The organism is Odoribacter sp. N54.MGS-14 (assembly GCF_000980295.1).
Classification (GTDB): Bacteria; Bacteroidota; Bacteroidia; order Bacteroidales; family Marinifilaceae; genus Odoribacter; species Odoribacter splanchnicus.
Genome location: NZ_LARL01000014.1, coordinates 15,082 through 41,138 on the forward strand (window position 1 = coordinate 15,082; position 26,057 = coordinate 41,138).

Sequence of the window (26,057 nt, forward strand, 5' to 3'; positions counted from 1 at the left end):
CTCCAAAACACCTGGGATAAACACGTTGTAGTTTTACCCGGAAAGAACACAGCATTAAAAGTATGTAAGTATGAATATCGTATTTGTCGAATCGTTAGGAATGTGCGAATGCACGATAAACAAAAGTCTGGCTACTCTGAAAAACCAGGGACATACAGTCACTTTTTATCACGACCGGAATGAGAATGAAGAGGTATTGATCGAAAGGGCCCAAAATGCCGAAGTTGTCGTAGTCAGCAATATTCCGTTGCGGAAACATTTCTTTGAAAATTGTCCGAAGCTCCGGATGCTCTCTGTAGCCTTTACCGGAGTGGACCATATCGATCTGGAAGAATGTAAAAAACGGGGTATCACGGTTTGTAATGCCGCCGGTTACTCTACAGAAGCAGTAGCCGAATTAACGATCGGAATGATGATCGCCGTGTACCGAAAAATGGTAGGCGGAGATGCCATTCTCCGTATCGGCGGAGACCGGCAGGGAGTCCTGGGAAGCGAACTTCACGGAAAAACAGTAGGTATCGTCGGGCTCGGAGCCATTGGCCAACGGGTAGCTCTGTTAGCCAACGCTTTCGGATGCAAGGTTTTAGGCTATAACCGCAGCCCCAAGGCCCTTCCTCATATCACCCAGGTGGACAAAGATACCCTTCTGCGTCAATCGGATATCATTACGGTACATCTTCCCTTGAACCCGGAAACCAAAGCATTTATCGGGACAAACGAATTTGCACTCATGCAACCACATGCTGTCCTGATCAACACTGCCCGGGGCCCCATCGTCAGCCAGGAAGCGCTTTACAATGCCCTGAAAAAAGGACAAATAGCCGGAGCAGCCGTCGATGTCTACGATCAGGAACCTCCGCTTCCTCTGAACCTGGAATTATTTAATGCACCTAATCTACTGATGTTGCCGCATATGGGCTACGCCACCCGGGAAGCTTTTGAAACCCGGCTGAATATCGTAATCAGGAATATCGAAATGTGGCTGAACAATACCCCACAAAATCAGGTTCTTTAAATCGATAAGTGTATGTTAAAATTATTTATCGTCTTTTTTTGTCTTTTGCCATTTACCGGATGGAGCAAAGATTATCGGGTCAGATTAAAGTGAACGGTTCTATAACGGAACACTATCGGCCTTAGATATCTTAGCTATACGCTCACAAAATACATTTGGAATGGGTAAATATCACAGAAGGCAGTTTTGACAGTGGAATTGCAACCGACTATAATCTTTTTCACTACTCCTTCGATGTTTTTGATTGACGAAAATCACAAAATGACAACAACCGGGGGGAAACCGGAAAAATATAAGGGAACTGAAGGAAAAAGAGGGTGTCCAAAAAGGCAAAATACCCCCTTGTAGAATCGGATATTTGATTTCAGTCTCCAATAGGGATACGAATAAATCGAGGGTGCCAAATACTTTTTGGACACCCTCCTAAGGAACAAACTTATAGGCGATGTCATCAAATAAAACATAGCCGGCATTGTCCTTGGTGAATGTTATTACGTGAGGACGGGATCTTGGCATGGGAGGAGTTTCTTCCCACTCATCTTTCAGGTAATTGTACCGGCAGCAATACCAATAGGGCGGAGCAACACTTAGTCCTAATTCGCCTCCTGCAATGTAAGCGTACTCCTGTCCGTCGACAGTTAAAACGAACGAAGATGCATACGAACGTGTAATTCCCGGATACTTATCAGGTAAAAGAGAATTTAACGGTATAAAACGAAACTCTTCCGGATTGAATTTATAAACGTCCCGGCTATCTTCGTGGCTGTTGTGTCCGAAACAAAGATAAACGGTTCCGTCGAGTTGAAATGTAGTGGCTCCTGCTTTCGGCAATACCATATTGGCTTTCCCTCCCCAACCGTATTGAGGATCGAATTGATAAAATTCACCGGAATATAGTCCATTGGCTTTTAAACCGGTTCCGACATATCCCATGCCGTTTAAAGAGAAAGCCACAGCATCCACCACAGCATCTCCCGGAAATTCAAATGTCAGGGAATCCCAACTATTGCTTATGGCATCATACACCCAAAAATCTTTATAGTATGTCTTTTCATCAGTGATAGACTTGCCCAGACCGATATATGCCTTGTCTTTTATTGTAAATGCAACTGCCCCGGTCCGGGGAGTACCCGGAAAATCTTTCATTGCCTCCCAACCGACAAAATTTATTGTTTCCATATACCGCCATAACTTGGTGGGCGAACTATAGGAAGATGGAAAGGGAATTCCTAAGCCCATATACAAAGAATCTCCTATGGTAAAACTGATACCTTTGTCACTAGTGTAGCATGGGAAAAGATGAAAGTTTGTCAATTCCCATTCCCCGTCCAAAGAAGGAATTACCTTCTCTTCATCGTCGTCGCACGAGATCAAGAAAAGACAAAAAATCAAAATATAGAAAATTACTTTCATTTAGGTAGTATTTCGGTTAATCTAAGTGCTCCATCAAGGGGAGTATAGTAAAATGTACCTGAAAGGGGTTGTTGTCTTTTTCCTTTGAAATTAGTTTTATTTTTTGCAGAAAGTTTTATGTAATGAAAAAAATTGATTTCATTTTGCAAAAATGAATAATATATTACATATTTGTCAAATAATATTTAGTACATGTGATATGAGAATAAAAATCATTAAAAATGGTCAGACATTAACAACAGCTTTTAATAGCGGAATTCAAACCTAAATAATTAGAGTCCATATAATTTTACCATGAACCATTTTTACCGGACAACAATAAAAGACAGTATACTAATCAGATACAGCAAATGAATCAGCCATTCCTAGAATCAATATCTAACCCTGGGGACGGTTGATTCGTTTGCTTTAATCTTTAAAATAGATTCGTTTCACGCGGAGAGACACGCTGGTCAATATTTCATAGGGGATCGTACCTAATTTATCGGAAAGCTCGGTCACCGAAATATGTTTTCCGAATATTTCCACCTCATCCCCGACCTGTGCGTCCGTATCGGTGATATCCACCATACAGGCATCCATGCAGATATTCCCGACAATGGGAACTCTTTGTCCTCCGATCCATACTTCACCGACTCCGCAGCTCAGGTGGCGGTCGAGCCCATCCGCATAGCCGACAGGAATAACGGCAATACGGGTATCCCGGCCCAATACACCCTTCCGTCCGTATCCTACCGTCTGATCTCCCTTCACCTGACGAACTGCCGCAATATAGGTCTTAAAGCTACTGACAGGCCATAACGGTGCCCCCACGGCACTGATCCCATGTAATCCGATACCCAAACGGACCATATCGAAAGCATACTGTCCGAACCGTTCTATTCCGGCGGAGTTGAGAATATGCCGGATAATCGGATAATCGAAACGGGCCTGGACTTCTTTCGTCATTTCAATAAAACGGTTGATCTGGAACAACGTATACTCATCGTGTCGGGCTTCGTCACTCCCGGCCAAATGTGAAAACATGGAACGGATTATGACTTTCCGTTTCGTTTCGAAAAACTTCAGCAAAGCGGGCAGATCTTCCGGATCCAAGCCGGAACGATTCATCCCGGTATTCAATTTCAAATGTACAGGATATTTTTCTATGCCATGTTTGGTCAGGGCCCGGTCGAAAGCCTCCAGTAATTCGAGAGAATAAATCTCCGGTTCCAGATTAAATTCGATCATATGATCGAAAGCCTCCGGTTCAGGATTCATGACACCGATAGGTATGGTTATTCCGGCAGCTCTTAACTCTACTCCTTCATCTGCAAAAGCCACCATCAGGTAATTTACCCCCTGATATTGTAACAAACTCGCTACTTCCCCGGCTCCGCTCCCATAAGAAAAAGCTTTGACCATAACAGCGATCATCGTCTTCCGGGGCAACAAAGAACGGAAATAATTCAGGTTATGCACCATTGCATCGAAATCAACTTCGAGCACGGTAGCGTGGGACTGTTTCTGTAAAAAACCGGCGATGTATTCGAAACGGAACTTACGGGCACCTTTAATCAGAATCACCTGATCTTTAAACTGCTCCCTGTTCTCTTGGCGCAGGAAACTATCCGTATCCTTGTAGAAACGACAGCGGGGGACCAAAAAATAAGGTTTATACCGGCTTAACTTTTCCCCGATACCTATAAATAAAGAAACCTTCGCCTTTCGCAACAACAACGCTACCTCCCGGTACAACTCTCTCTCACCGGTTCCTGTATCCACGAAATCAGACAAAATCACGACTTTCTCACGCCCGGCATCCTGCATAGCCAGGGTATTCAATGCCAACTGAAACGAAGCGGCATCCGAATTATAGTAGTCATTGATCAATACACAACGATTTATACCATCTTTTATTTCCATCCGCATCGCCAAAGGCTGCAAACGGGCTACCCGTTCGGCGATGAAAGCCGGAGAAATCCCTTCCAGCAATAAAACACATACGGCATTCATACAATTTTCAAAAGAAGCTTCATCCGGGAACGGTATAGACAAAGTAAACGCAACATGCTCATATCCGACGGCTACCAGGCGTTCATGGGCAGTGCTCCCTTTCTCTTCAACCCGGACAGTTGCATTTTTCCCACTTCCCCAGATCATTTTTTTTACATCCGGTCGAAGCCGGCTAGCTATATAGTCCAAAGCCTCCCCTTCTCTTCCGATAATACAACGGCAATCCCGAAACAATATGGCTTTCTCCGCTAATTTCTGTTGTCTGGATTCAAAATTCTCTCCATGCGCATCTCCCAAATGCGTAAAAATCCCGATCTCAGGCCGGATCATTGCCTGCAACTTACCCATCTCTCCCGGCAGAGAGATTCCGGCTTCAATGATGGCCAAACGGGTAGAAACATCCATACCCAACAAAGACAAAGGGACTCCGACCTGTGAATTATAACTACGGGGACTGCGATAAATACCCGGTTCATCCGATAATAACTGATATAACCATTCTTTGACGATCGTTTTTCCATTACTCCCGGTGATACCGACCACTTCAGCCTTCATTTGACCGCGATACCAGGCTGCCAATTGCTGAAGTGCCGGTAAAACCTCATCGACGACAAAAAAATTAGCCCCGGACAAAGGAAGAAAATCCGCTCTCAGCTCGGTTACCACAAAATTCCTTACCCCCTGTTCATACAATTTTTCTACATAATCATGTCCATCATGATTAATTCCTTTTAAAGCAAAAAATAAAGTCGACTCGGGTTTATTCACCGACCGGCTATCCACGCTTACTTCTGTAATCTCAAAGTCCTTTACCTCACAGGCTTTGCAATCCAAGATCCTTAAAATTTCTTTACTACTAAACATACACTTCGTTTCATTCACTCTGAACATATAATATCTCCTCTTTTCCCCCCTCCCACTTATACTTATAGCCTTTTACTTTTTTAAAGTACCGGTGCAAACAAACGCGCCACCGATTCACACACTTTTTCCCGTTTCGTCCTGAATTTCCATCTTTGTATCGCTCCCTCAGTACTGACTTTCAAATCTTTCATAAAATCTACCGCTAATTTTTTCACCACTTCGCGGTCGTAAATGATCAGGCTTACTTCGAAATTCTGCTCAAAACTTCTCAAATCCATATTAGCCGTCCCGACGCTGGCCACACTGCCGTCAACAATAATTACTTTACTATGATTGATCCCTTTCTGGTACCAATAAATCTTTACACCGGCTTCCAACAATTCTTCGACATACGAACGGGTACACCAATGTGTCAGCCAGGAATCGGACTTATGAGGCAACAGCAATCTGACATCCACCCCGCTCATCGCAGCTGTCTTCAAGGAATTCAATGTCGTCTCTCCGGGCATAAAATAAGGTGTCGAAATAAAAACATATCGTTTCGCCATATTGATCAGCGTAAAATAAGACTGCTGAATGGAAGCCCAGTCACTATCCGGTCCCGAAGTAACCGTCTGCACGATAACATTATTATCGGCCTGATGGTAGGGCAAGTATTCATTCTTATCCAACAACAATTCCTGCCGGACAAAATACCAGTCGATCAGGAAAATCACCTGCAACGAAGTCACGACTTCCCCGGTCACTTTCAGGTGGGTATCTCTCCAAATGCCTATTCCGGGTACTCCGTCCATATAACGATCGGCGATATTCAGCCCCCCGACAAATCCCACTTCTCCATCCACGACGGCAATTTTCCGATGGTTCCGGTAATTGGCTTTATTCGCCAAATGGTGGAAACGTACCGGCAAAAAGGGATAAATCTGTATATCGGATTTCCTCAATTCCCGGATAAACTCCTTGGACAAGCTCCATGATCCCACATCATCGTAGATGATCCGGATTTCGACTCCTTCGGCAGCTTTTTGAAGTAAAATCTCCTTCAGTTCAGTAGCCAATCTCCCTTCTCCGATAATATAGTACTCCAAATGGATAAACTTTTTGGCATTTTTCAAAGCCCCGAATAAAGCCGGAAATGTCTCTTCGCCATTATTCAAAATTTCGACCTGATTATAACGGGTCAATAAAGCTTTGCTATTATTCAACAATAAAGTCATCAGCTTCCGCACTTCTACCGTCTCCCGCTTTTTCAAAAACTCCGATTTCCGGATCAGCTGTTTCTGATCTTCGCTCATATACTGGAGCCATTTCATATCGCCCAGGCCTTTCATCGAAAACATCTTATTTTTCCGGTAATTCACACCGAAATAGAGATAGAAAAGGAAACCGACCAACGGAACGGTCACCAGGACGATAATCCATGCCAAGGTTCGCACCGGATTCCGGTTTTCAAGAATCACATTAAAAACCACACTGGCCACAGTAAGGATATACAGGGCGATTAAAACATATATGATAATTTGCAACCAGGACATAAAAAATATAAAAAATGGAAAAGTTTTCAGTTTTCAATTTTCAAATAATTTTATCTTTGTATTATGAATACAATCCATCATTTATCCCAATACGCTTTGCAGGAACTAAAAGATTCATATTCCGAACATGAAATCGAATGTATCTGCAAGATCATTTACATGGATGTTTTGCATTATACAAATATAGACATCCATCTTAGAAAAAACGAAATTTTAGACGAAAGCTTTATAAATAAATTTATCGGAATCGTTCGCTTATTGAAATCCGGTTCTCCGATACAGTATATCCTCGGAGAAACCGAGTTTGCCGGTTTAAGATTCAAACTGTCCCCCTCGACTTTAATCCCACGTCCGGAAACCGAAGAATTGGTCAGATGGGTGGGAGAATGGCTCAAGCCGGGCAACCGCCTGCTCGACGTCGGGAGTGGAAGCGGTTGTATCGGAATTTCCCTGGCCCGGTTGTGTCAAGGAGCTCACGTTACAGGGGTCGATATTTCTCCGGAAGCGATTGAGCTGGCCCGGGAAAATGCAATACTGAACGGCGTTAAAGCGGAATTCCTTCTCCGCGACATCCTACACCCCCAAACCGCCTCCTGGGACACTTACGATCTGATCGTCAGTAATCCCCCCTATATCCGGGAAAGCGAAAAAGGAACGATGGAAGCCAAAGTACTCGATCATGAACCTCATCAGGCTTTATTTGTCCCCGACGAAGATCCACTCCTGTTTTACCGGGCCATAGCAGAATTCGGACTGACCCACTTACACCCTCAAGGACTTTTATTTTTCGAAATCAACGAAGCCTTCGGCCAGGAAACGATAGCCCTGCTGACCCGATATGGCTACCGGAATATCGAATTACGAAAAGATTTTTATGGAAAAGAACGAATGGTGAAAAGTGAAAAGCCGGCACAAACAGGAAATCGGCATAACTAATATCGGATAGAGATGAATAAAGAGAAAGCCTTAAGCTTAGCGGCCGCTATCTGCAGTAAAAAAGAACATTGCAGTTGGGAAATCCAGGAAAAACTGGTCAAATGGGAAATACCTGAAAAAGAAATCGACCGGATTATGACTTTTCTGCATCAGCATCGATTCATCGACGATGCCCGTTATGCCCAAGCCTATGCCGAAGATAAGTTCCGGTTCAACCATTGGGGAAAACAGAAAATAGCCCTTATGCTCCATCGTAAAAAAATCGATCCGGACCTCATTTCCCAAGTATTAGAAGCGTTGGATACCGATACCTATCAGGAAGCCTGTCTCACTCTGTTAAAACAAAAAATGAAATCCCTGGCCGGCGAAGAGCCTTATAAACGAAAAGCCAAACTGATCCGCTTCGGATTAAGCCGCGGATTCGACTATGAGGTGATCGACCGATGCCTCCAACGCTTACCCGGTCATACAGACGAAGAGGCAGAAAATTCGTAGAAATCAGTTCATAAAGCCGATGGCCCCTGCGATATTTTTTTACAACTACTTCAGCGGCCGAACGGGCCACTCCGGTTCCGTCAAGAAGGCGCCCCCGCAAGAAGGGTACTGACTTCTATGAACCATTCCTGAGAACAATGGAGGAAACAGAGCAAACTTCAATTCTCCGTTTCTTCCAATTTATAGTGGATTTACTTTTTTGTCTCACCGGATATTAGTTTTGATTTTTATTTTTTATAGTTTTGAACGAAAAATTCCGGAAATATGTATTCAATTCATACCTTCTTACTGCAAAAAGAACTTTTTCGAAGTTCCGAACCAGTAAAAACGAGTGTCGTATCTTCTTTTACCGACACCCCTGCTTTACAACAAATAGCCAGGCAGGCAGATTCGGATTATATCCTTTTCTATACCGGTACTTCTCCCATCGAGCTGCATCCTTATGCAATCGGGCGCATGTACCAGATAGCCGAAAGTAATGACGGAGCACTGTTTTACAGTGATTACCAGGAAATCCGGCAAGGCAAAAAAATACACCATCCCACCTTGGAATATCAAACCGGAAGTATACGGAACGATTTTGATTTCGGGCAACTATTATTATTCCGTAACGACAGTTTTCAGCAAGTAGTCGCTCAAATGAATACCGATTACCGTTTTGCAGCTCTCTACGAATTAAGGTTAAGTATTTCGCGTTTAGGAAAAATCGTACATATACCGGAAACCCTTTATACCGTACAGCCCACCGATCTGCGGTTATCCGGTGAAAAACAGTTCGATTATGTCGATCCGGCCAACCGGGAAGTGCAGTTGGAGATGGAAGCCGTTTGTACAGCCCACCTCCAGGCGATCGGAGCCTGGTTAGCTCCCGAATTTCAGCGTATAGACTTCGGACAGGAGAATTTCGCCCGGGAAGCCTCTGTGATTATTCCCGTCAGAAACCGCAAACGTACCATTGCGGAAGCTGTAGAATCGGCCTTGCAGCAACAAACTGATTTTTCTTTTAATGTCATTGTAGTAGATAATCACTCTACGGACGGCACCGGTCAGATTCTGACAGAATTGTCCCGGCGGTACCCCAATCTGATTCATCACATCCCCGCTTCCACCGAATTAGGCATCGGAGGATGCTGGACGGAAGCGATCCTATTACCGGAATGCGGTAAATTCGCCATACAACTCGACAGCGACGATCTGTATAAGGACTGTCATGTATTACAACGTATCGTCGACACCTTCTATCAGGAGAATTGTGCCATGGTGATCGGTAGCTATCAGATGGTCGATTTCAAGTTGGAAGAAATTCCGCCAGGGCTTATCGCCCACCGGGAATGGACTCCAGACAACGGGCGTAATAATGCCCTGCGCATAAACGGGCTCGGCGCACCACGGGCATTCTACACTCCCGTGTTAAGGCAAATCAAATTTCCGAATGTGAGCTACGGCGAAGACTATGCAACCGCCCTGGCCATTTCACGAAAATACCTCATCGCCCGTATTTACGATCCCCTGTATTTATGCCGGCGTTGGGAAGAAAATTCAGATCACGATCTGGACATACAGCAACTGAACAACTATAATTTTTATAAAGACAAAATCAGGACCCTGGAAATCCAGGCCCGAATTTCCGGGAAATAACCGGAATAAATTTTTAATTTCATGAATAGTAAAGATTTACTTCAACTCTATAACGGCCAACTTCAGGAATTCGAACTGGCTAAAAAAAATTATACCGATCTGCAACAAGCCGTCTACCGGGATATTCCATTCGATCTTTTTCGTCTCCGGATCCAGTATAATCCAGCCAGAATGATTTCTACCAATGCCAGAATAGATGTCCGGACATTACAGAACCGGAAATGTTTTCTATGCCGGGAGCATATGCCGGAAGCGCAAAAAGGAATCCGTTACAACGATCGTTATTCTATTTTTATAAATCCCTATCCCATTTTCGAACGTCATTTTACGGTACCTTCCCGCCACCATGAACCTCAATGCATCGGGGGACGATTTGAAGACCTGCTGGATCTCACTTTCGATTTTCAGGGGTATACCTTATTTTATAACGGTCCCACTTGCGGCGCTTCTGCCCCGGACCATTTTCACTTTCAAATGTGCCCGCGGCATCTTATGCCTTTGGAAGAAGATGCCGCCAATGAAGAGCTCCGCCGTTATCTGGTAAAAAAAGACTACTATTCGGTTTCTATATTAAAGGACTATCTCCGCGAAGTGATCCTTTTACAAGCTTCCGACTCCCATCTCCTTTCGGTTCTCTTTCGGCAGACCATGGAAATCATCGGCCGATCCATTCCGTTCGAAGAAGAACCGATGATCAACCTGCTCGGCTGGTTCGACAACTGTCAATGGACCGTTTGTCTTTTTCCCCGCCGCACACGCCGTCCCCGGCAATTTTATGCAGAGGGAACGGAGAAAATATTGTTCAGTCCGGGATGTGTCGATATGGCCGGCCTGATCATTTCTCCCCGGGAAGAAGATTTCCGGAAATATTCAGCCGGTTTATTGACCGATATGTTCAGTCAGGTAACCGCCGGCCCGGATAGCTGGGAAGCGATACAAAAAGAATTAATCCGATTATAAGTTAACCTTGCCTATGCAGAAATATTCACACCTCCCACAACTGGAAGTCGGTATCCTGTTTTCACCGGAAATCTGTTTCCGGCTGAACGGAATTTTCACCTGCCGGACTACAGGAAAAAAATATACCGGAGCATATAACATCCGGCAAACAGAGGACGGTTACCTGTTAAGTCAGGCAGATCATCGGGAACCGGTTTCTTTACCTCTGACGTTCGAACCGGAAGATGACACGACTTCCGACTTCGATTTAACCGATGTCGTCATCGGTATTCAATTTCATTGGGAACGTAAGGAAAATCAAAAGTTTAAGGGGAAGCTAAAAATCATCGACGAACAAAAACACCTGACAGCGATAAATATCCTTTCTCTGGAAGACTATCTACTCAGTGTGATATCTTCTGAAATGCGTGCCACCTCGTCAGCTGAATTTCTGAAAGCCCACGCCGTTATTTCCCGGAGTTGGCTGCTCGCTCAGATCGATAAAGCCAAAACAGTACGGGGCACATACAGCTCTTACCGGGTGGATCAGGATGAATACATTCGCTGGTACGACCGGGAAGACCATGCCCATTTCGATGTCTGCGCCGACGATCATTGTCAACGTTATCAAGGGATCAGTAAAGCCTATACCCCTGCTGTCCGGGAAGCGCTGGAAGCTACCCGGGGAGAAGTACTTACCTACGAAGGAACCATTTGTGACGCCCGCTTTTCAAAATGCTGCGGAGGAGCCACCGAACGCTTCGACAATACCTGGGAACCGGTAGTACATCCTTATCTGGATAAGATCACAGACGCACCCGAAGATTTGGAAACCGGAGACTTACGGAATGAACAGACAGCCCGGAAGTGGATCCTTTCTTTCCCGCCTGCTTTCTGCCATACAACCGACCGGCAAATATTGTCACAGGTATTGAACGACTATGACCAGGAAACCCAGCATTTTTTCCGTTGGCAAGTCAGCTATCCGGCCGAACAATTATCGGAATTGGTCTATCGGAAAATCGGTATCGATTTCGGTACGATCCGGGATATTCAGCCCATCGAGCGAGGTGTATCGGGCAGATTGATCCGTGTAAAAATCACCGGAGACAAAAAGACGCTGGTCATAGGTAAAGAATTGATCATCCGGAAAGCTTTCTCAGAATCCCATCTATATAGTTCGGCATTTATCGTCGAAAAGCAGGATGGAATATTCACTTTCCACGGTGCAGGCTGGGGGCATGGAGTCGGGCTTTGTCAGATAGGAGCCGCAGTGATGGGAGCCCGGGGCTATAATTATAAGGCCATTTTACAACATTATTTCAAAGGGTGTGAGTTAATAAAAATGTATGAATAAGAAAACAGAAAACAAAGCGGTTTCTCCCTGGCAATGGGTGCCTTCTCTATACTTTGCCCAAGGTCTTCCCTACGTCGTCGTCATGAGCGTTGCAGTCATTCTATTCAAACGCATGGGCATGTCGAATACCGATATCGCCCTTTATACCAGTGGTTTGAATCTTCCCTGGGTGATAAAGCCATTGTGGAGCCCTTTGGTCGATCTGCTGAAAACCAAACGCTGGTGGATCGTGGTCATGCAAATCTTGGTCGGTGCAGGATTGGCAGGAATCGCCTTGACGATCCAAGGCCCCCTGGCTTTCCGGTATTGCCTGGCTTTCATGTGGTTGCTGGCATTCAGTTCGGCCACCCACGATATTGCTGCCGACGGATTTTATATGTTAGGGTTAAATGAAAAAAAACAAGCTTATTTCGTCGGTATCCGCAGTACTTTTTATCGTTTTGCGGTTATTTTCGGCCAGGGTATACTGGTAATGTTCGCCGGCTGGCTCGAACAACGCTACGCCAGGGAGATGCCGGAAACCGCAGCCATCCCCCAAGCCTGGTCGCTGACTTTTTACCTGCTGACAATCCTGTTTGCCCTTCTGTTCGTTTATCACTATTTGTTTTTACCCCACCCCCGGCGGGATACTTGTACCCTTCCACCTCAACAAGCCTCTGCCGGAAGAGTGTTCAAAGAATTTCTAGGTACTTTCACCTCTTTCTTCCAAAAGAAACACATCGTCAGTGCCCTGATCTTCATCCTGCTCTATCGGTTCGCCGAAGCGCAGTTGGTGAAAATCACTTCTCCCTTCCTGCTGGATACTCCGGCTACCGGAGGGCTTGCCCTATCTACGGCAGAAGTCGGCTTTATCTATGGTACGATCGGCGTCATCGCCCTGACGATCGGAGGAATTGTCGGAGGAATCGCTATGGCACGGCGGGGATTGAAGTCCTGCCTATGGACCATGACCATTGCCATGAACCTGCCCAATATCGTGTATCTGTATCTCTCTTTCGCCCGACCGGAAAGTATAGGAATCATATCGGGCTGCGTCGCCATCGAACAATTCGGTTATGGTTTCGGATTCACTTCCCTCACCTATTTTATGATGCTATTCAGCAACGGCAAACACCAAACCGCCCATTATGCGATCTGTACCGGTTTCATGGCTTTAGGCCTGATGCTCCCCGGTATGATATCGGGTTGGATCGAAGAATCGATCGGTTACCGGGCTTTTTTCGTCTGGATCATGCTGTGTACGATACCCAGTTTCTGGGCTACCCATCTGGTCAGAAAAAACTTAACCGATAATCATTCCGACAACAGTAGCCGATAATAAAGAAGCGAGTGTGCCTGCTAACAATGCCCGCATTCCGAACTGAGCCAGCAGAGGTTTATTTTTGGGAGTTAAACCACCGATTCCGCCGATTTGGATACCGATCGAAGCAAAGTTTGCGAATCCACAAAGGAAGTAGGTACACATAATGACCGACTTTGTCTGAGCAAAAGCTCCGGCAGCTTTGAGGTTGGCCAAATCGACATATCCGATAAATTCGGTCATAATGATCTTCTGCCCCAACAGGCTACCGGCATGGATCATATCCTGAGGAGCGATACCGATCAGCCACATCAACGGAGAAATCGCATATCCCAGAATAAATTGTAAGTTCAGTTCTTTGCTTCGTCCGTCAGTAACCTGAGCAATCCACTCGTTTACTCCTGTCAGGCTACCGAATTTTGTAAACAGATAATTGGCAAAAGCGATAAAAGCCACAAATACCAACAACATGCCGGCAACATTGACAGCCAATTTCACCCCTTCGGCCGCCCCATTGGATATGGCATCCAAAATATTCTTACCGACCTTATTTTTAGAAATCTGAATATTATTATTCACCTGCCGGGTCTGGGGTACCAACATTTTAGCGAAAACCACAGCCCCCGGAGCAGCCATCACTGAAGCAGCAAGTAAATGTTTGGCAAAAATCAACCGTTGTACCGGATCTTCCCCACCTAAAAAACTGATATAGGCAGCCAATACTCCTCCGGCTATCGTCGCCATTCCTCCGGTCATCACCAGAAAAATCTCGGAAGGGCTCATATCGTCGAGATATTCTTTAATCATCAGCGGAGCTTCGGTCTGTCCCAAAAAGATATTTCCGGCCACAGACAACGATTCCATCCCTGAGATATTCATGAGCTTAGTCATCACCCAAGCCATGGCATAAACCACTTTCTGAATAATGCCCAGATAAAACAATAAGGAGGTCAGAGCCGAAAAGAATATAATCGTAGGCAACACCTGAAAAGCAAAGATATATCCCGCTTTGGTGGTATCCATCAGATCCCCCAACAAGAAAATACTTCCATCCCGCGTAAAGTCGAGAATACGGATAAAGATCTTACCGAAAAATTCAAAGATAGCCTGTACAGCCGGGACATAAAGAATTCCGACAGCCAATACCAACTGCATCGCCAAACCGATCCCCACCACTTTCCAGGAAATAGCTTTCCGGTCTTTACTGAACAACCAGGCGATCGCTAACAAAGAAACAATCCCCAGTAATCCCCGGAATACCGACATGAAAGAGATATGACTTTCAATATTAGCAGCCGATTGTATACCACCACCTTGCTGAGCCAACACAGGGCTCACCACAAACAATACAGGCAAAAGCCAGCAAGCTTTCTTTAACACACCACTCATAACTCAGATTTTAGAGCTGCAATTTAGCCCTAAAAAATGAATAAAAAAGGGGGGAGTATAACTTTTTTTTATACATTGCCATGTTTTTTATCCATATCATTAATATCAAATCCGATTTATACATGAAACGTTTATTTCTCATTCTGTGGTGTATCTGTTCGGTCGTCTGTTTTTTTATTTCTTGTACCCGGAAGCCGGACAAAGCGACACTCACCATTTACTGTACTACCGACGTACACGGTAGTCTTTTTGACTTCGATTTAAAGCAAAACCGCCCTACTTTATACAGTCTGGCCGGGGTAGCCGGTTATCTCTCGGAAGAGCGTAAAGCGGGTGACAGGGAGTATATTCTATTAGACGGGGGTGATATCCTTCAAGGACAACCTTCCAACTATTATTTCAATTATATCGATACCCTTCAGACCAATATTACCGCCCAGGTCCTGAACGATCTGGGTTACGATGCCGCTGCCGTAGGCAATCACGATATCGAGGCAGGCCATCCGGTCTATGATAAAGTGGCCGGAGAATTTCACTTTCCCTGGCTAGCAGCGAATGCAATAGATACCCGAACCGGAGCACCTTACTTCAAACCTTACACCGTACTCCACCGCAAGGGACTCAAAATAGCCGTTTTAGGAATGATCACCCCGGGTATTCCCAAATGGCTTCCCCAGCATTTGTGGGACGGTATCGAATTCGAAGATATGATCGGGACGGCCCGGAAATGGGTACCTCTGATTCAGGAAAAAGAACACCCCGACCTGCTGATCGGCCTGTTTCATGCCGGTTACAATTACAACTATGCCGGTGAAAACAAAGACACTCCCCGCAATGAAAATGCCACGATGTTAGTGGCCCGGCAAGTAGAGGGTTTCGATATCATCGTCTCGGGCCATGATCATCAGGAAAAGGTAGAAGAAATCACAAACGACGCGGGACATAAAGTGTTGATCGTGGATGCCCGTTCGCATGCCCGGGCTTTAGGCAAGATCACCGTCAGCCTGACCCGGCATGCCGGACATTACGACAAGACCTATACCGCCGAATTGATCGATCCGGCGAAAGCCCCACGGGATACGGCTTATCTCCGGAAATTCACACCGGCCCTGAATCAGGTGAAAGCCTATATCGACACTCCCATCGGCGAATTTACCGAAACATTATCGGGGCGGGAAGGCCTGTTCGGTCCTTCGGCTTTTACCGACTTCATACATAATGCCCAACTCCGGGAAACCCGGGCAGACGTTTCGTTCAGTACTGTCCTGCAAATGGACGCTAAAATCGCCCAAGGTGAGATTACCATCCGGGACATGTTCAATCTCTATAAATATGAAAACGGACTTTACCTGATGAAATTCACCGGACAGGAAATCGACCGTTACCTGGAATATGCTTATCAACTGCAATATAACACCATGACTTCTGCCCAAGATCATTTGTTGAATTTCAAAAAGGATGAACAGGGAAATATCGTTCGCAACCCCAAAGGTCACTATGTATTAGCCGCCGACTATTTCAACTATTCATGCGCAGCCGGAATCAAATACACAGTAGACGTCAGCCGGCAACCCGGCAACCGGGTAGAAATCCATTCCCTGAGCGACGGCCGCCCTTTCCATGCCGACAGCACTTACACCGTTGCAATCAATTCCTACCGGGGAAACGGAGGAGGCGGGCATCTTACCCAAGGAGTAGGATGGACAAAAACGGATATCAATCAACGGATACTAAAAATCTGGGACAAAGATGTGCGTTACTATATCACGGAATACATTAAAGAAAAGAAAGTATTGACTCCGCGTTGCCGCAACGATTGGAAAGTCATTCCGGAGGCCTGGTTTCAGGCAGGCAAAAAACAGGATTATAAAATCATATACGAAAGCCATTGAGTTACTTCATCACTCCGCAGAATGAATCACAAAAGACGGGGCTCATCGCTGAGTCCCGTCTTTTATGATTGAAAGTGCCATGCTCTACCCGATTGCTTTCAAAGAATCTTCGACATATTCGAATTCAGCTTTACCGGTCACCACATATTTGACGGTATACACCGTCGTATCTTTCGTACCATTGATCCCATAGATCGAGAAGTTGACGGTATAGGTCACTTCGACGCCCGTCACCACATCGGCATCACTGTAAATAGCTTCCAAACCGATCCGAACCGCTTCCGGCAGACGTTCGAACATCAGTGCAGTCAGCTCTTCATCCGAAAGATGCTGATACGCGGCAGCTCCGGCCTTATTACTTTCCCTCCAAGAATAAGGATAAAAACTAAAGTTATTCTGATAAGAAGAAGCTCCGTAATAAAATTCGGCATTCGTATAGCCCGTCTGATAGTAATCGGAACCGAAAGTCTTTCCGACATAATCTACGATAGCCTGATAGAAAGCAGCCGACTCTGCATTTCCTTTGACAGCTTCCAGCGTGATTGTCATACTCGGATCAAACTTCCAGACACCACCGGCAAAGACATACTGTTGTGTGAGGTCGACAATCCGGGTATTCAGCGTCCATCTGCCAGTCGCAGCGGAATAGGTATATTCATCGCTATAATTCTTCACCTCTTTGCCATTGTTGTAGCGATAAACCACCACACGGTTTTCCTGATCTACCGGATAAGCGATTACCTTTGCCAAATAATTCGGCAAATAATCCGCAGCAGAAACTTTTTCGGAGAAACAATACTGGTTTTGTCCCATTTCTTTATAGTCCTGTACCGACAAAACAAGTACATTCTTATCCGCATTATTCCATTTCTTTCCGTCGAACACCTTCAAATCGAAGGCCACGTCTGCTTTCAATCCCTCTCCTTCCGGAATTTTCGAACCGATCATCACGTTGTCGATCTGATAAGTTGTAGTCTTTTTGTTCACTCCGTCGCCTAAATATTTAAAAGCAACGAACACCTTTTTACCACCGTATTGTGCCAGGGGAAAAGTACCGGCAGAAGCGAAACTACCGTATCCTTTTGCGGGTGCACTCGGAATAGTAAAATGAGAAGTAATATCAGTCCAGGTTGCCTTTTTTACGTCCTTGCCGTCAAAATCTTCCGAAATCCATACCGTAAGACAATCGGCATTCCAGTTTCCGACACAAACATCAAAACTCAGTTTATCGTCAGCACCGACCGTCATTTCCGGCGTAACCATCCAAGCCTCGCACTCTCCTTCCGTCTTATAAGCAGAATACTGTATGTATTGATTGTTGTTATAAGCAGTCACCTTCCACTGTGTGCCTCCTGTAGAGCTGACGAACCAATCTTTTTCAGATCCCCAATCTTTCAGCCGGGTCAAATTACCCGTCCCGAGATCTTCAAAATTCTCCCAAAGTTGTGGGGCCTCCAAAGTATTGTTACTTTGTGCATTATATCTATATTCGACTAAAACAACATCTCCCTCTTCGGGCTCTTCATACCCGTTGATCAATAGATCGGCCACTTTATTTTTTGTATTCTCATTGAGGTAAGGCACGAACTTTGCATTTCCGTATGCTGCCCGATAATCCTTATTCCCAGCCTTATAGGATTTTATCGAAGAATAGGCTGAAAGTAATTCGGACTTATTTTCCCGGTAACTATAAGTTACTTTCACACTCGAACCTTCATCGGCAGTAAAATACTTAGCCGCCAAAAATGCCGGCAGATAAGTCGGGCCGGGAACCGTTTCATTAAGGTACAAATCGGTTTTCACTGCAGCTAACGCCTTATCGGTACCTTCTTTTTTAGCGATACTCTTATTCGTACTATTGTCACTGATAGCCGCATAATCCGCTTCAACCAAGGTATATTTCTCTTTTACCACATTCGCAGGCTTCACGATATCATCCAGGCCATCGAAATTCTTATCATTATAATCGCATGCCCCCACGATGAAAGCCATCCATATTGTACTGAGGATATATATTTTCTTCATCATTTTTCCAATTATAAACTTCATTACTATCTTTAAAAAGTTATTTTGAAACGTACGGAATAAGTACGGCCAAATCCATAATATACCTGTGCTGTCGTCCAATCGTGTGTCGTACCGTCCTCTGCGTCGGAAATATATTCCTGATCCAATACGTTATTTACATTAGCCGAAATGATTCCCCAAACTTTTCCGAGCGGGAAACGGTAACTCATATTCACATCCATACTTCCGGCAGACGGAATTTTCCAAGGAGTATCATATTTCATCGTTTTACCCAATTCCTTGGATAAATCACTTCCCTGCAGCTTGAATTTGGCATAATTACGAGCCCAATGGGTATAATCGGCTCCCAATCTCAAACCTTTCAACACCTGATAATTGGCTCCGAAAGCAAAAGTCGTCTGTGCCGAGTTGCCGACTTTCACATCTTTCAAATCGACATCCACTTTCGCATGTTCTTTACTCTTTTCTGTCGTCACTACCCCATCTTTGGTCAAAGGTATTCCCTGGTCATTATATAGATAACCGGTAGCCCTGCTATTCCAGCGCCAATCGGCTAATGACAGCATACCTGTCAGCTCCAGATTACGCACAGGTTTCACCGTTACCTCGAGCTCTACTCCCTGATGTAAAGCGTCTACCCCCGTCATATTGATCCGTCCCCGTTCGTCAGAATCCTGGAAAGTGACACTGGCTCCCATACTCTTATCCATCCAGGCCGTACGATAGAGGTTCAGGTTAGCGGTGAATACCGGAGAACGGAAACCATATCCCAATTCTACAGAGAAGATCTTTTCATTCACAGCATCCTTATTCAGCTCGTTGCTATTTTCCTTATTCAGGAACACGGCATATTCGAAGAAAGGAGCTTTTGAAATAAAACCGATATTGGCAAATACATTGTTGTGTTCATCCAGATTATAATTGGCACCTCCTTTGACCGTTCCACTCCAGAAATCGGCTTTGCCTGATTTTGCATGTGCTTTGTCGTAATAGAAACGGTCATAACGCCAATACATCGTATTGGATACCGAACCGGCAATAAATGTAGCCAGGGCATTCCGGTTGAATTCTACTTGTCCGAATACTCCTTCCTGCGTAACAAAACCATCGTAGTTCCGGTATACGACATCACCGACTTTCAACTTCTCGTTCTTCCAGTTCGCATCTTGTGCCAACGCATTATTTTCAGCTTTTACATTTTTACGGCTTTCCGAATCGACATAATAATCGCCTCCATAAAGATCCACCAGGACAGCTTTGTGGGTTCCTTTATAATACCGCAGGTCGAGACCGCCGTATACATTAAAATACTGACCGAGCTGAGTGGTGTAAGTCGATAACAAACCGTACCATTCATGGTTGTTGATATTATTGGACATCGCCATCTGCGAACCGTTCTCGCTCTTCATATTCAAATCATAAATGGCTGCATAATCGAATGTCCCGTCAGCAGCCCGGAATTGCGTATTCAACGTTCCGTCCAAAGCCGTAGCATACCAGCTATTTTTATAAGTGCTGTTTCCTTGTCCGCGATAACCGCCTCCCCGACCGATAGACACATATAAGGCTGTCGACAAACTGGATTTTTCATTGATTGTCCAGTAATGGTTCAAAGAAATCTGAGGTTTATGGAATTTATTATATCCGGCCACTTTCCGCTGTCCGTTCAGTCCGAATCCATAAACAGCATTGAATTTATATTTATTAGCATGTTTCTGCCATTCTGAAATCAACAGATTGTCATTTCGCTGATTATGCCATTGAGGAGCCCCCAATACGGTCAGCGAGATCATGTGTTTGTCATTGATCTGCTTGGATACATTTCCGAAATAGCTGTACGCTTCGAACTCGGTCCCTTGTACATAACCGTTTCCCCAGCTCTTAGCACCTAATATCGAAATCGCCCACCCGTTACGCAAACCGGTAGAAACATTGAATGCGATCTTATTAAATCCGTCGTTTCCCACAGCGTAAGAGATACCTCCTCCGGCTTTGACGTCGGTCGTATTGGTCACGATATTGATAGAACCTCCTACCGAAGGGGCAGCCACCTTAGCCGCACCGAGTCCGCGTTGTACCTGCATCGAACGGGTAACATCCGAAAGTCCGGCCCAATTCGACCAGTAGATTTTACCGCTTTCCATTTCGTTCATCGGCACTCCATTGACCATAACGGCCACATTTTCACTTTCGAAGCCACGTACATTTACCCGGGAATCACCGAATCCTCCGCCTTGTTTCGTAGCATATATACTAGGTGTAGATTTTAAAATTTCAGGAAACTCCTGAGTGGAGAGTTTATTTTCTATGGCTACCGGATCGATCACAGCCACAGCTACAGGAGTCTTCCGGCTAACAGCTACCGAAGCAGTAACCGTCACATCACCCAAACCGATGGATTCGGTTTCCAAAGCAATGGTTCCTAAATTCAGTTCTTTTCCCAAGGTCACCTCTTTTTTCAATTCTTTGTAACCGACACAACGGAAAGTTAAAGTTTGCTTGCCTGTCTGACCGGTCTTCAACGTAAAACTACCATCCAGATCGGCAGCTACGCCTTCCGAAGTACCCTCCAGCATCACTGTCGCCCCAACCAAAGGTTCTTTCGTTTGAGAATCAACAATTTTTCCTTTAATCGTCCCTTGAGCCACCGTCATAAACGACATGAGGCACAAAGAGAGCATAAGTAATAAAGCCTTAGTAAATAAACTTTTCATACAATAACATCTCTTAATATTAATAAATGATTTAACCCTATTTTTCACACCACCAACGCTCTTTAAAAACAAACGTATAATTTTATATATAAAAATGGAATTACATTAAATATTTAACACAAACATATAAAAGTCAAAACTTTTTATAATAATAACCGTTTTGACGCCGTAAAAATATAGAATTAATATTACAAAATAGCTATATCGATTCTTTTAAGACAAAAAAAGAGAAAAGCCAAACTATCCGGTTTATTTTTTCGTTAGCAACCGGCATATAAAACATTAACAAACAAATGATTATAAAAATAATCACATTTCATTCAAAAAAAATCCGGCATTTTGTAACTCTTTCTCATTTTTCGGCGTATAACTCCATGATTTAGCACACACCACGGGGAGAGGAAGTTTATAAAACAAGCTGATTTCCAAAGCAGTTCTTTAAAATGACGAAAAGGTATACCACGGGATATTTACACCACGCACACACCACACAGACGCACATATAATAATTTCTTTTCAAAAATCCCTGCCTGTTTCAATTTTAAAGTCTCAAGGAAATGTCTCCCTAAAAAACACAGAAGACGCAATTAGTTGCGCCTTCTTGTTTTTTACAAACCGTATTGTAAACAAAATAGAGTGTCTTTCGACGATTTACTACCTGAAAATTGAAAAGTCTGCCGAATTTGAATAAATTTGTACGAGTGCCCGTAAAACCATAAAAAACAGGCGTCTTCCTTTGTATCGAATAAAAGATGAATCACCATTAATTGGCTATAATTTATGAAAAAGACCATTATGACCTCTCTGTTCCTTTTATTTTCTTTTGGCATTTTTGCACAAAATCAGGTCAGAATCAGTTATGTATCCCCCGATTCTATTCCGTCGGCCACTCTGGATTTGATGGATTTTTTAGATATAAAATACATGAAAATGAAAATTCATGGAGACATCAAAGGGAAAAAATGGCAACTATGGGTGAACGAATCCCATGAAGGTAAAATTACGTCTAAATCCTTATTTCCTTATGCATTTGAATTTTCCGACACTCTGGCCACTTTCGTTTTCATCGCACAAGATCAAAACGACACACTGACTCTTGTTTGTAAAACCCCCCGATACAGTATGCCTAAGACAAAATATGCCATTGACACGAAGAACGGTACTGCTCCGCCGACACCTTATATTTTAATGGAAACCCTTCCGCCGACACCTTACACGACTAGCGACGAAATAAATCTGGTAGCCTATACAACCGGTATCAAACGCATTCATCAAGGTATGGATGCTTATGATTTTTGCGGTCTCCGGTATGCAAAAACAGATCCGAAGCAATGGCAGGAAAAGTTCAAACTGCCCCGTTTTGTCTATTTCTCCCTTCGACTGGAATAGATATATCATCCGGGAACAATAGAGTACTTTGTCCCCGGATGATTCTTTAACGGATTTCGGAACCGTTCTTCACCTCTTTGTCAGGACGGACAAAAGCCAGGGAACCATCGGCATTTTCAGCCATCAGAATCATACCCTGCGACTCGATGCCTTTGAGCGCTTTAGGCTCCAGATTCACCAGGATACTCACTTGCTGCCCGATCACTTCTTCAGGTGTATAATACTCAGCGATTCCGGATACGACCGTGCGGGTATCTATACCGGTATCGATCGTCAGCTTCATTAATTTCTTCGTCTTCGCCACCTTTTCGGCAGCAATGATTTTTCCGGCACGTATATCCAGTTTAGCAAAATCATCGAACGAAATATTTTCTTTCGCCGGCTTTACTTGTGCATTAGCCATCTCATTGGCCTTTTTAGTAGCCAGCAATTTATCGATTTGTCGCTGAATCTGCTCATCTTCGATCTTCTCGAACAACAATCCCGGTTCATTCAGCCGATGCCCTGCCGGCACCACCTCATCTCCCATCCGGTTCCAGGCGATCGGAGCTATATTCAGGAAATCCCTCAATTTCGACGCACTGAACGGAATAAACGGTTCGGTCAAAGTAGACAGGTCCCCTGCAATCTGTAAACAGATATTCAAAATAGTCTTCACCCGGGCTTCATCGGTCTTGATTAATTTCCAGGGTTCCGTGTCGGCCAGGTATTTATTTCCCAAACGGGCCAGATTCATACATTCTTTGAGTCCTTCCCGGAAGTGAAAATTATCCAGATTTTTCTCTACCCGGCTGATAATCTCAGGAATTTCAGCCAATACTTCTTTATCATAATCCGCCAGTTCTCCGCGCTCAGGCACTATACCGCCGAAATATTTCTGCGTCAGCACCAATGCGCGGTTGATGAAGTTGCCGTAAATAGCCACCAGCTCACTGTTATTCCGGGCTTGAAAATCCTTCCAGGTAAAATCGTTGTCTTTGGTTTCGGGAGCATTGGCTGTCAACACATACCGCAACACATCCTGTTTACCTTCGAAGTCACGCAAATATTCATGCAACCATACGGCCCAATTCCGGGAAGTCGAAATCTTGTCTCCTTCCAGATTCAAAAACTCATTGGCCGGCACATTATCGGGCAATATATAACTACCTTCTGCTTTCAACATCGCAGGGAAAATAATACAATGGAATACAATATTATCTTTCCCGATAAAATGGATCATCCGGGTTTCGGGATCCTTCCAATATTTTTCCCATTCCGGAGTCAGATCTTTCGTTGCAGAAATGTATCCGATAGGAGCATCGAACCAGACATAGAGCACCTTTCCTTTCGCTTCATCGAGCGGTACGGGCACCCCCCAATCCAAATCGCGGGTCACGGCACGGGGCTGTAAACCATTATCCAACCACGATTTACATTGTCCGTAAACATTACTTTTCCACTCTTTATGGCCTTCCAAAATCCATTCTTTCAACCAATCCTCATAGCGATCCAAAGGTAAATACCAGTGTTTCGTCTCTTTAAGTTCCGGTTTGTTACCGGTAACCGCCGATACAGGATCGATCAGATCGGTAGCATTCAGGCTGGTACCACAAGCCTCACACTGATCGCCATAAGCCCGTTCATTCCCACAATGAGGACATTTCCCTACAATATAGCGGTCAGCCAAAAACTGTCCGGCTTTCTCATCATAGAACTGCATAGAAGTTTTCTCGATGAATTTTCCTTCGTCATATAACTTCTTAAAGAAAGCCGAAGACAATTCATGATGTGTTTTCGAACTTGTGCGGGAATAGATATCGAAAGAGATACCGAACTCTTCGAAAGAATCTTTGATGATTTGATGATAACGGTCAACAATATCCTGAGGAGTCACTCCCTCTTTTTGAGCCTTGATGGTAATGGGCACTCCATGCTCATCCGAACCACCGATAAATACTACTTCTTCTCCTTTTTGCCGCAGATAGCGCACATAAATATCGGCCGGAACATAAACACCGGCCAGATGACCGATATGCACAGGCCCGTTAGCATAAGGTAATGCCGTCGTGATCAGATTCCTTTTGAACTTAGCCATATCTCTTCTTGTTATTTCAGTTTCAAAATCTTAAATTGCAGTGTGCAAAGGTAAGAAATAATTGAAAATTGAAAATTGAAAATTGAAAATTACTTATCTTCGCACCCGAAAAGCCTTATCGCTTTCTGCCTATAGCTTATAGCTTTTAGCCTATAGCTTATTACTTTTTAATTTTACTGTATGTTCAGACCACCATATCTTCAATCCGGCGATAAAGTCGCCCTGGTTTCTCCGGCAGGTATCATCGATCCGCTATCGATACATGATGCGGTAGAAGTGTTACGTTCCTGGGAACTGAATCCTATCGTAGGCCCGAACGCGGCAGCTACCTACGGCTATTTTGCAGGCCGGGACGAACAACGCCTGCAGGATATGCAATGGGCGCTCGATGACGAAGACATCCGGGCCATATTTTGTACCCGTGGCGGATATGGCAGTTTACGCATTGTCGAACAACTGGATTATTCTATTTTTCAAGGTTCCCCGAAATGGCTTATCGGATTCAGCGATATTACCGTTTTCCATTCGAAGCTCAACACGCTGGGCATTGAAAGCATGCACGCCCCTATGCCTAAAAGTTTTCGCACAACAAATCCGGCAGCCTTATTACGACTGAAAGAATTTTTATTCGGGAAAATATCTTCTTACCGGCTTCCTCCCCATCCGTTCAACCGAGAAGGGATCGTACAGGCCGAACTGACGGGTGGAAATCTGACTCTTTTACATTGTCTGCGTTCTTCGGTATTGGAATGTAAACACCAAAGTTCTATTCTATTTATGGAAGATGTAGGGGAAAATCTATATTCGATCGACCGCATGCTACAAAGCCTGAAGCTAACGGATAAGTTTTCAAAACTTCAGGGACTTATTGTCGGAGACTTTACAGAAATGAAAGGGCTCAATTTCGGGAAAGATGCTTATGAAATCATACAAGAAGTATTCGCCGACTATGCCTATCCGATCTGTTTCGGTTTTCCGGCCGGACATGCAGAGAACAATTTTCCTCTGATCATCGGTTCGACGATCGAAATGGAGATCAGTGCTACCGGAACTACCATCCATTTTCAAAATGATTAAACAA

The 26,057-nt window shown here is 44.4% G+C and carries 17 protein-coding genes; 10 read left to right on the forward strand and 7 right to left on the reverse strand.

Translation table 11 applies throughout. From position 1 onward, the window contains the following. Positions 1-70: 70 nt before the first annotated feature. The gene (locus tag WS42_RS04825; protein WP_022160615.1) at positions 71-1,015 is read left to right on the forward strand and encodes a 2-hydroxyacid dehydrogenase; all 945 of its coding nucleotides are present in this window, start codon (positions 71-73) and stop codon (positions 1,013-1,015) included. A gap of 423 nt (positions 1,016-1,438) precedes the next feature. On the opposite strand, the gene WS42_RS15330 is transcribed toward WS42_RS04825, so the two are convergent. The 3 genes from WS42_RS15330 to cls form a co-directional block, all read right to left on the reverse strand. Further along, positions 1,439-2,428 (reverse strand): hypothetical protein, encoded by a 990-nt coding sequence (locus WS42_RS15330; RefSeq protein ID WP_013613453.1) that lies wholly within the window; start codon positions 2,426-2,428, stop codon positions 1,439-1,441. Between the two features lie 408 nt (positions 2,429-2,836). Further along, positions 2,837-5,314: a bifunctional UDP-N-acetylmuramoyl-tripeptide:D-alanyl-D-alanine ligase/alanine racemase gene (locus WS42_RS04835; protein WP_286728280.1), complete on the reverse strand. Its 2,478-nt coding sequence runs from the start codon at positions 5,312-5,314 to the stop codon at positions 2,837-2,839. A 53-nt stretch (positions 5,315-5,367) separates the two neighbouring features. Then, the gene (gene cls, locus WS42_RS04840) at positions 5,368-6,822 is read right to left on the reverse strand and encodes a cardiolipin synthase (RefSeq protein WP_013613451.1); all 1,455 of its coding nucleotides are present in this window, start codon (positions 6,820-6,822) and stop codon (positions 5,368-5,370) included. A 63-nt stretch (positions 6,823-6,885) separates the two neighbouring features. Between cls and prmC the strand changes: the two genes are divergently transcribed. From prmC to WS42_RS04870, 6 genes are all read left to right on the forward strand, one after another. Then, positions 6,886-7,758 (forward strand): peptide chain release factor N(5)-glutamine methyltransferase, encoded by an 873-nt coding sequence (gene prmC / locus WS42_RS04845; protein WP_022159842.1) that lies wholly within the window; start codon positions 6,886-6,888, stop codon positions 7,756-7,758. 12 nt (positions 7,759-7,770) lie between these two features. After that, a complete protein-coding gene (locus WS42_RS04850; protein ID WP_046402322.1) occupies positions 7,771-8,253 on the forward strand; it encodes a regulatory protein RecX in 483 nt (160 codons plus the stop codon). Between the two features lie 264 nt (positions 8,254-8,517). Then, positions 8,518-9,891 carry a glycosyltransferase family 2 protein gene (locus WS42_RS04855; RefSeq protein WP_046402323.1) on the forward strand — a complete coding sequence of 458 codons (1,374 nt, stop codon included), beginning with the start codon at positions 8,518-8,520 and terminating at the stop codon, positions 9,889-9,891. A 21-nt stretch (positions 9,892-9,912) separates the two neighbouring features. Further along, positions 9,913-10,851, forward strand: a complete 939-nt coding sequence (locus WS42_RS04860) for a DUF4922 domain-containing protein (protein WP_022159846.1) — start codon at positions 9,913-9,915, stop codon at positions 10,849-10,851. A 13-nt stretch (positions 10,852-10,864) separates the two neighbouring features. Then, positions 10,865-12,187, forward strand: coding sequence for a SpoIID/LytB domain-containing protein (locus tag WS42_RS04865; protein WP_046402324.1), 1,323 nt, complete (start codon positions 10,865-10,867; stop codon positions 12,185-12,187). After that, positions 12,180-13,505: an MFS transporter gene (locus WS42_RS04870; RefSeq protein WP_046402325.1), complete on the forward strand. Its 1,326-nt coding sequence runs from the start codon at positions 12,180-12,182 to the stop codon at positions 13,503-13,505. Before WS42_RS04865 ends, WS42_RS04870 begins: the two co-directional genes overlap by 8 nt. On the opposite strand, the gene WS42_RS04875 is transcribed toward WS42_RS04870, so the two are convergent. Then, positions 13,470-14,876 carry a NupC/NupG family nucleoside CNT transporter gene (locus WS42_RS04875; RefSeq protein WP_013613444.1) on the reverse strand — a complete coding sequence of 469 codons (1,407 nt, stop codon included), beginning with the start codon at positions 14,874-14,876 and terminating at the stop codon, positions 13,470-13,472. The genes WS42_RS04870 and WS42_RS04875 overlap by 36 nt on opposite strands. Positions 14,877-14,998: 122 nt before the next feature. Between WS42_RS04875 and WS42_RS04880 the strand changes: the two genes are divergently transcribed. Next, positions 14,999-16,768: a bifunctional metallophosphatase/5'-nucleotidase gene (locus tag WS42_RS04880; protein ID WP_046402359.1), complete on the forward strand. Its 1,770-nt coding sequence runs from the start codon at positions 14,999-15,001 to the stop codon at positions 16,766-16,768. Between the two features lie 84 nt (positions 16,769-16,852). Here WS42_RS04880 and WS42_RS04885 read toward each other — a convergent pair whose 3' ends face one another. After that, on the reverse strand, positions 16,853-18,793 hold the full coding sequence (locus WS42_RS04885) for a choice-of-anchor J domain-containing protein (protein WP_046450804.1): 1,941 nt from the start codon (positions 18,791-18,793) through the stop codon (positions 16,853-16,855). A 32-nt stretch (positions 18,794-18,825) separates the two neighbouring features. Continuing rightward, on the reverse strand, positions 18,826-21,510 hold the full coding sequence (locus WS42_RS04890; protein ID WP_022159851.1) for a TonB-dependent receptor: 2,685 nt from the start codon (positions 21,508-21,510) through the stop codon (positions 18,826-18,828). Positions 21,511-22,290: 780 nt separating this feature from the next. On the opposite strand from WS42_RS04890, the gene WS42_RS04895 reads away from it, so the two are divergent. Beyond that, positions 22,291-22,899: a hypothetical protein gene (locus WS42_RS04895; RefSeq protein WP_046450802.1), complete on the forward strand. Its 609-nt coding sequence runs from the start codon at positions 22,291-22,293 to the stop codon at positions 22,897-22,899. A 46-nt stretch (positions 22,900-22,945) separates the two neighbouring features. On the opposite strand, the gene metG is transcribed toward WS42_RS04895, so the two are convergent. Continuing rightward, a complete protein-coding gene (metG, locus tag WS42_RS04900) occupies positions 22,946-24,976 on the reverse strand; it encodes a methionine--tRNA ligase (RefSeq protein WP_046402326.1) in 2,031 nt (676 codons plus the stop codon). A gap of 180 nt (positions 24,977-25,156) precedes the next feature. Between metG and WS42_RS04905 the strand changes: the two genes are divergently transcribed. Beyond that, the gene (locus tag WS42_RS04905) at positions 25,157-26,053 is read left to right on the forward strand and encodes a S66 peptidase family protein (protein WP_022159854.1); all 897 of its coding nucleotides are present in this window, start codon (positions 25,157-25,159) and stop codon (positions 26,051-26,053) included. The last annotated feature ends 4 nt before the right edge of the window (positions 26,054-26,057 follow it).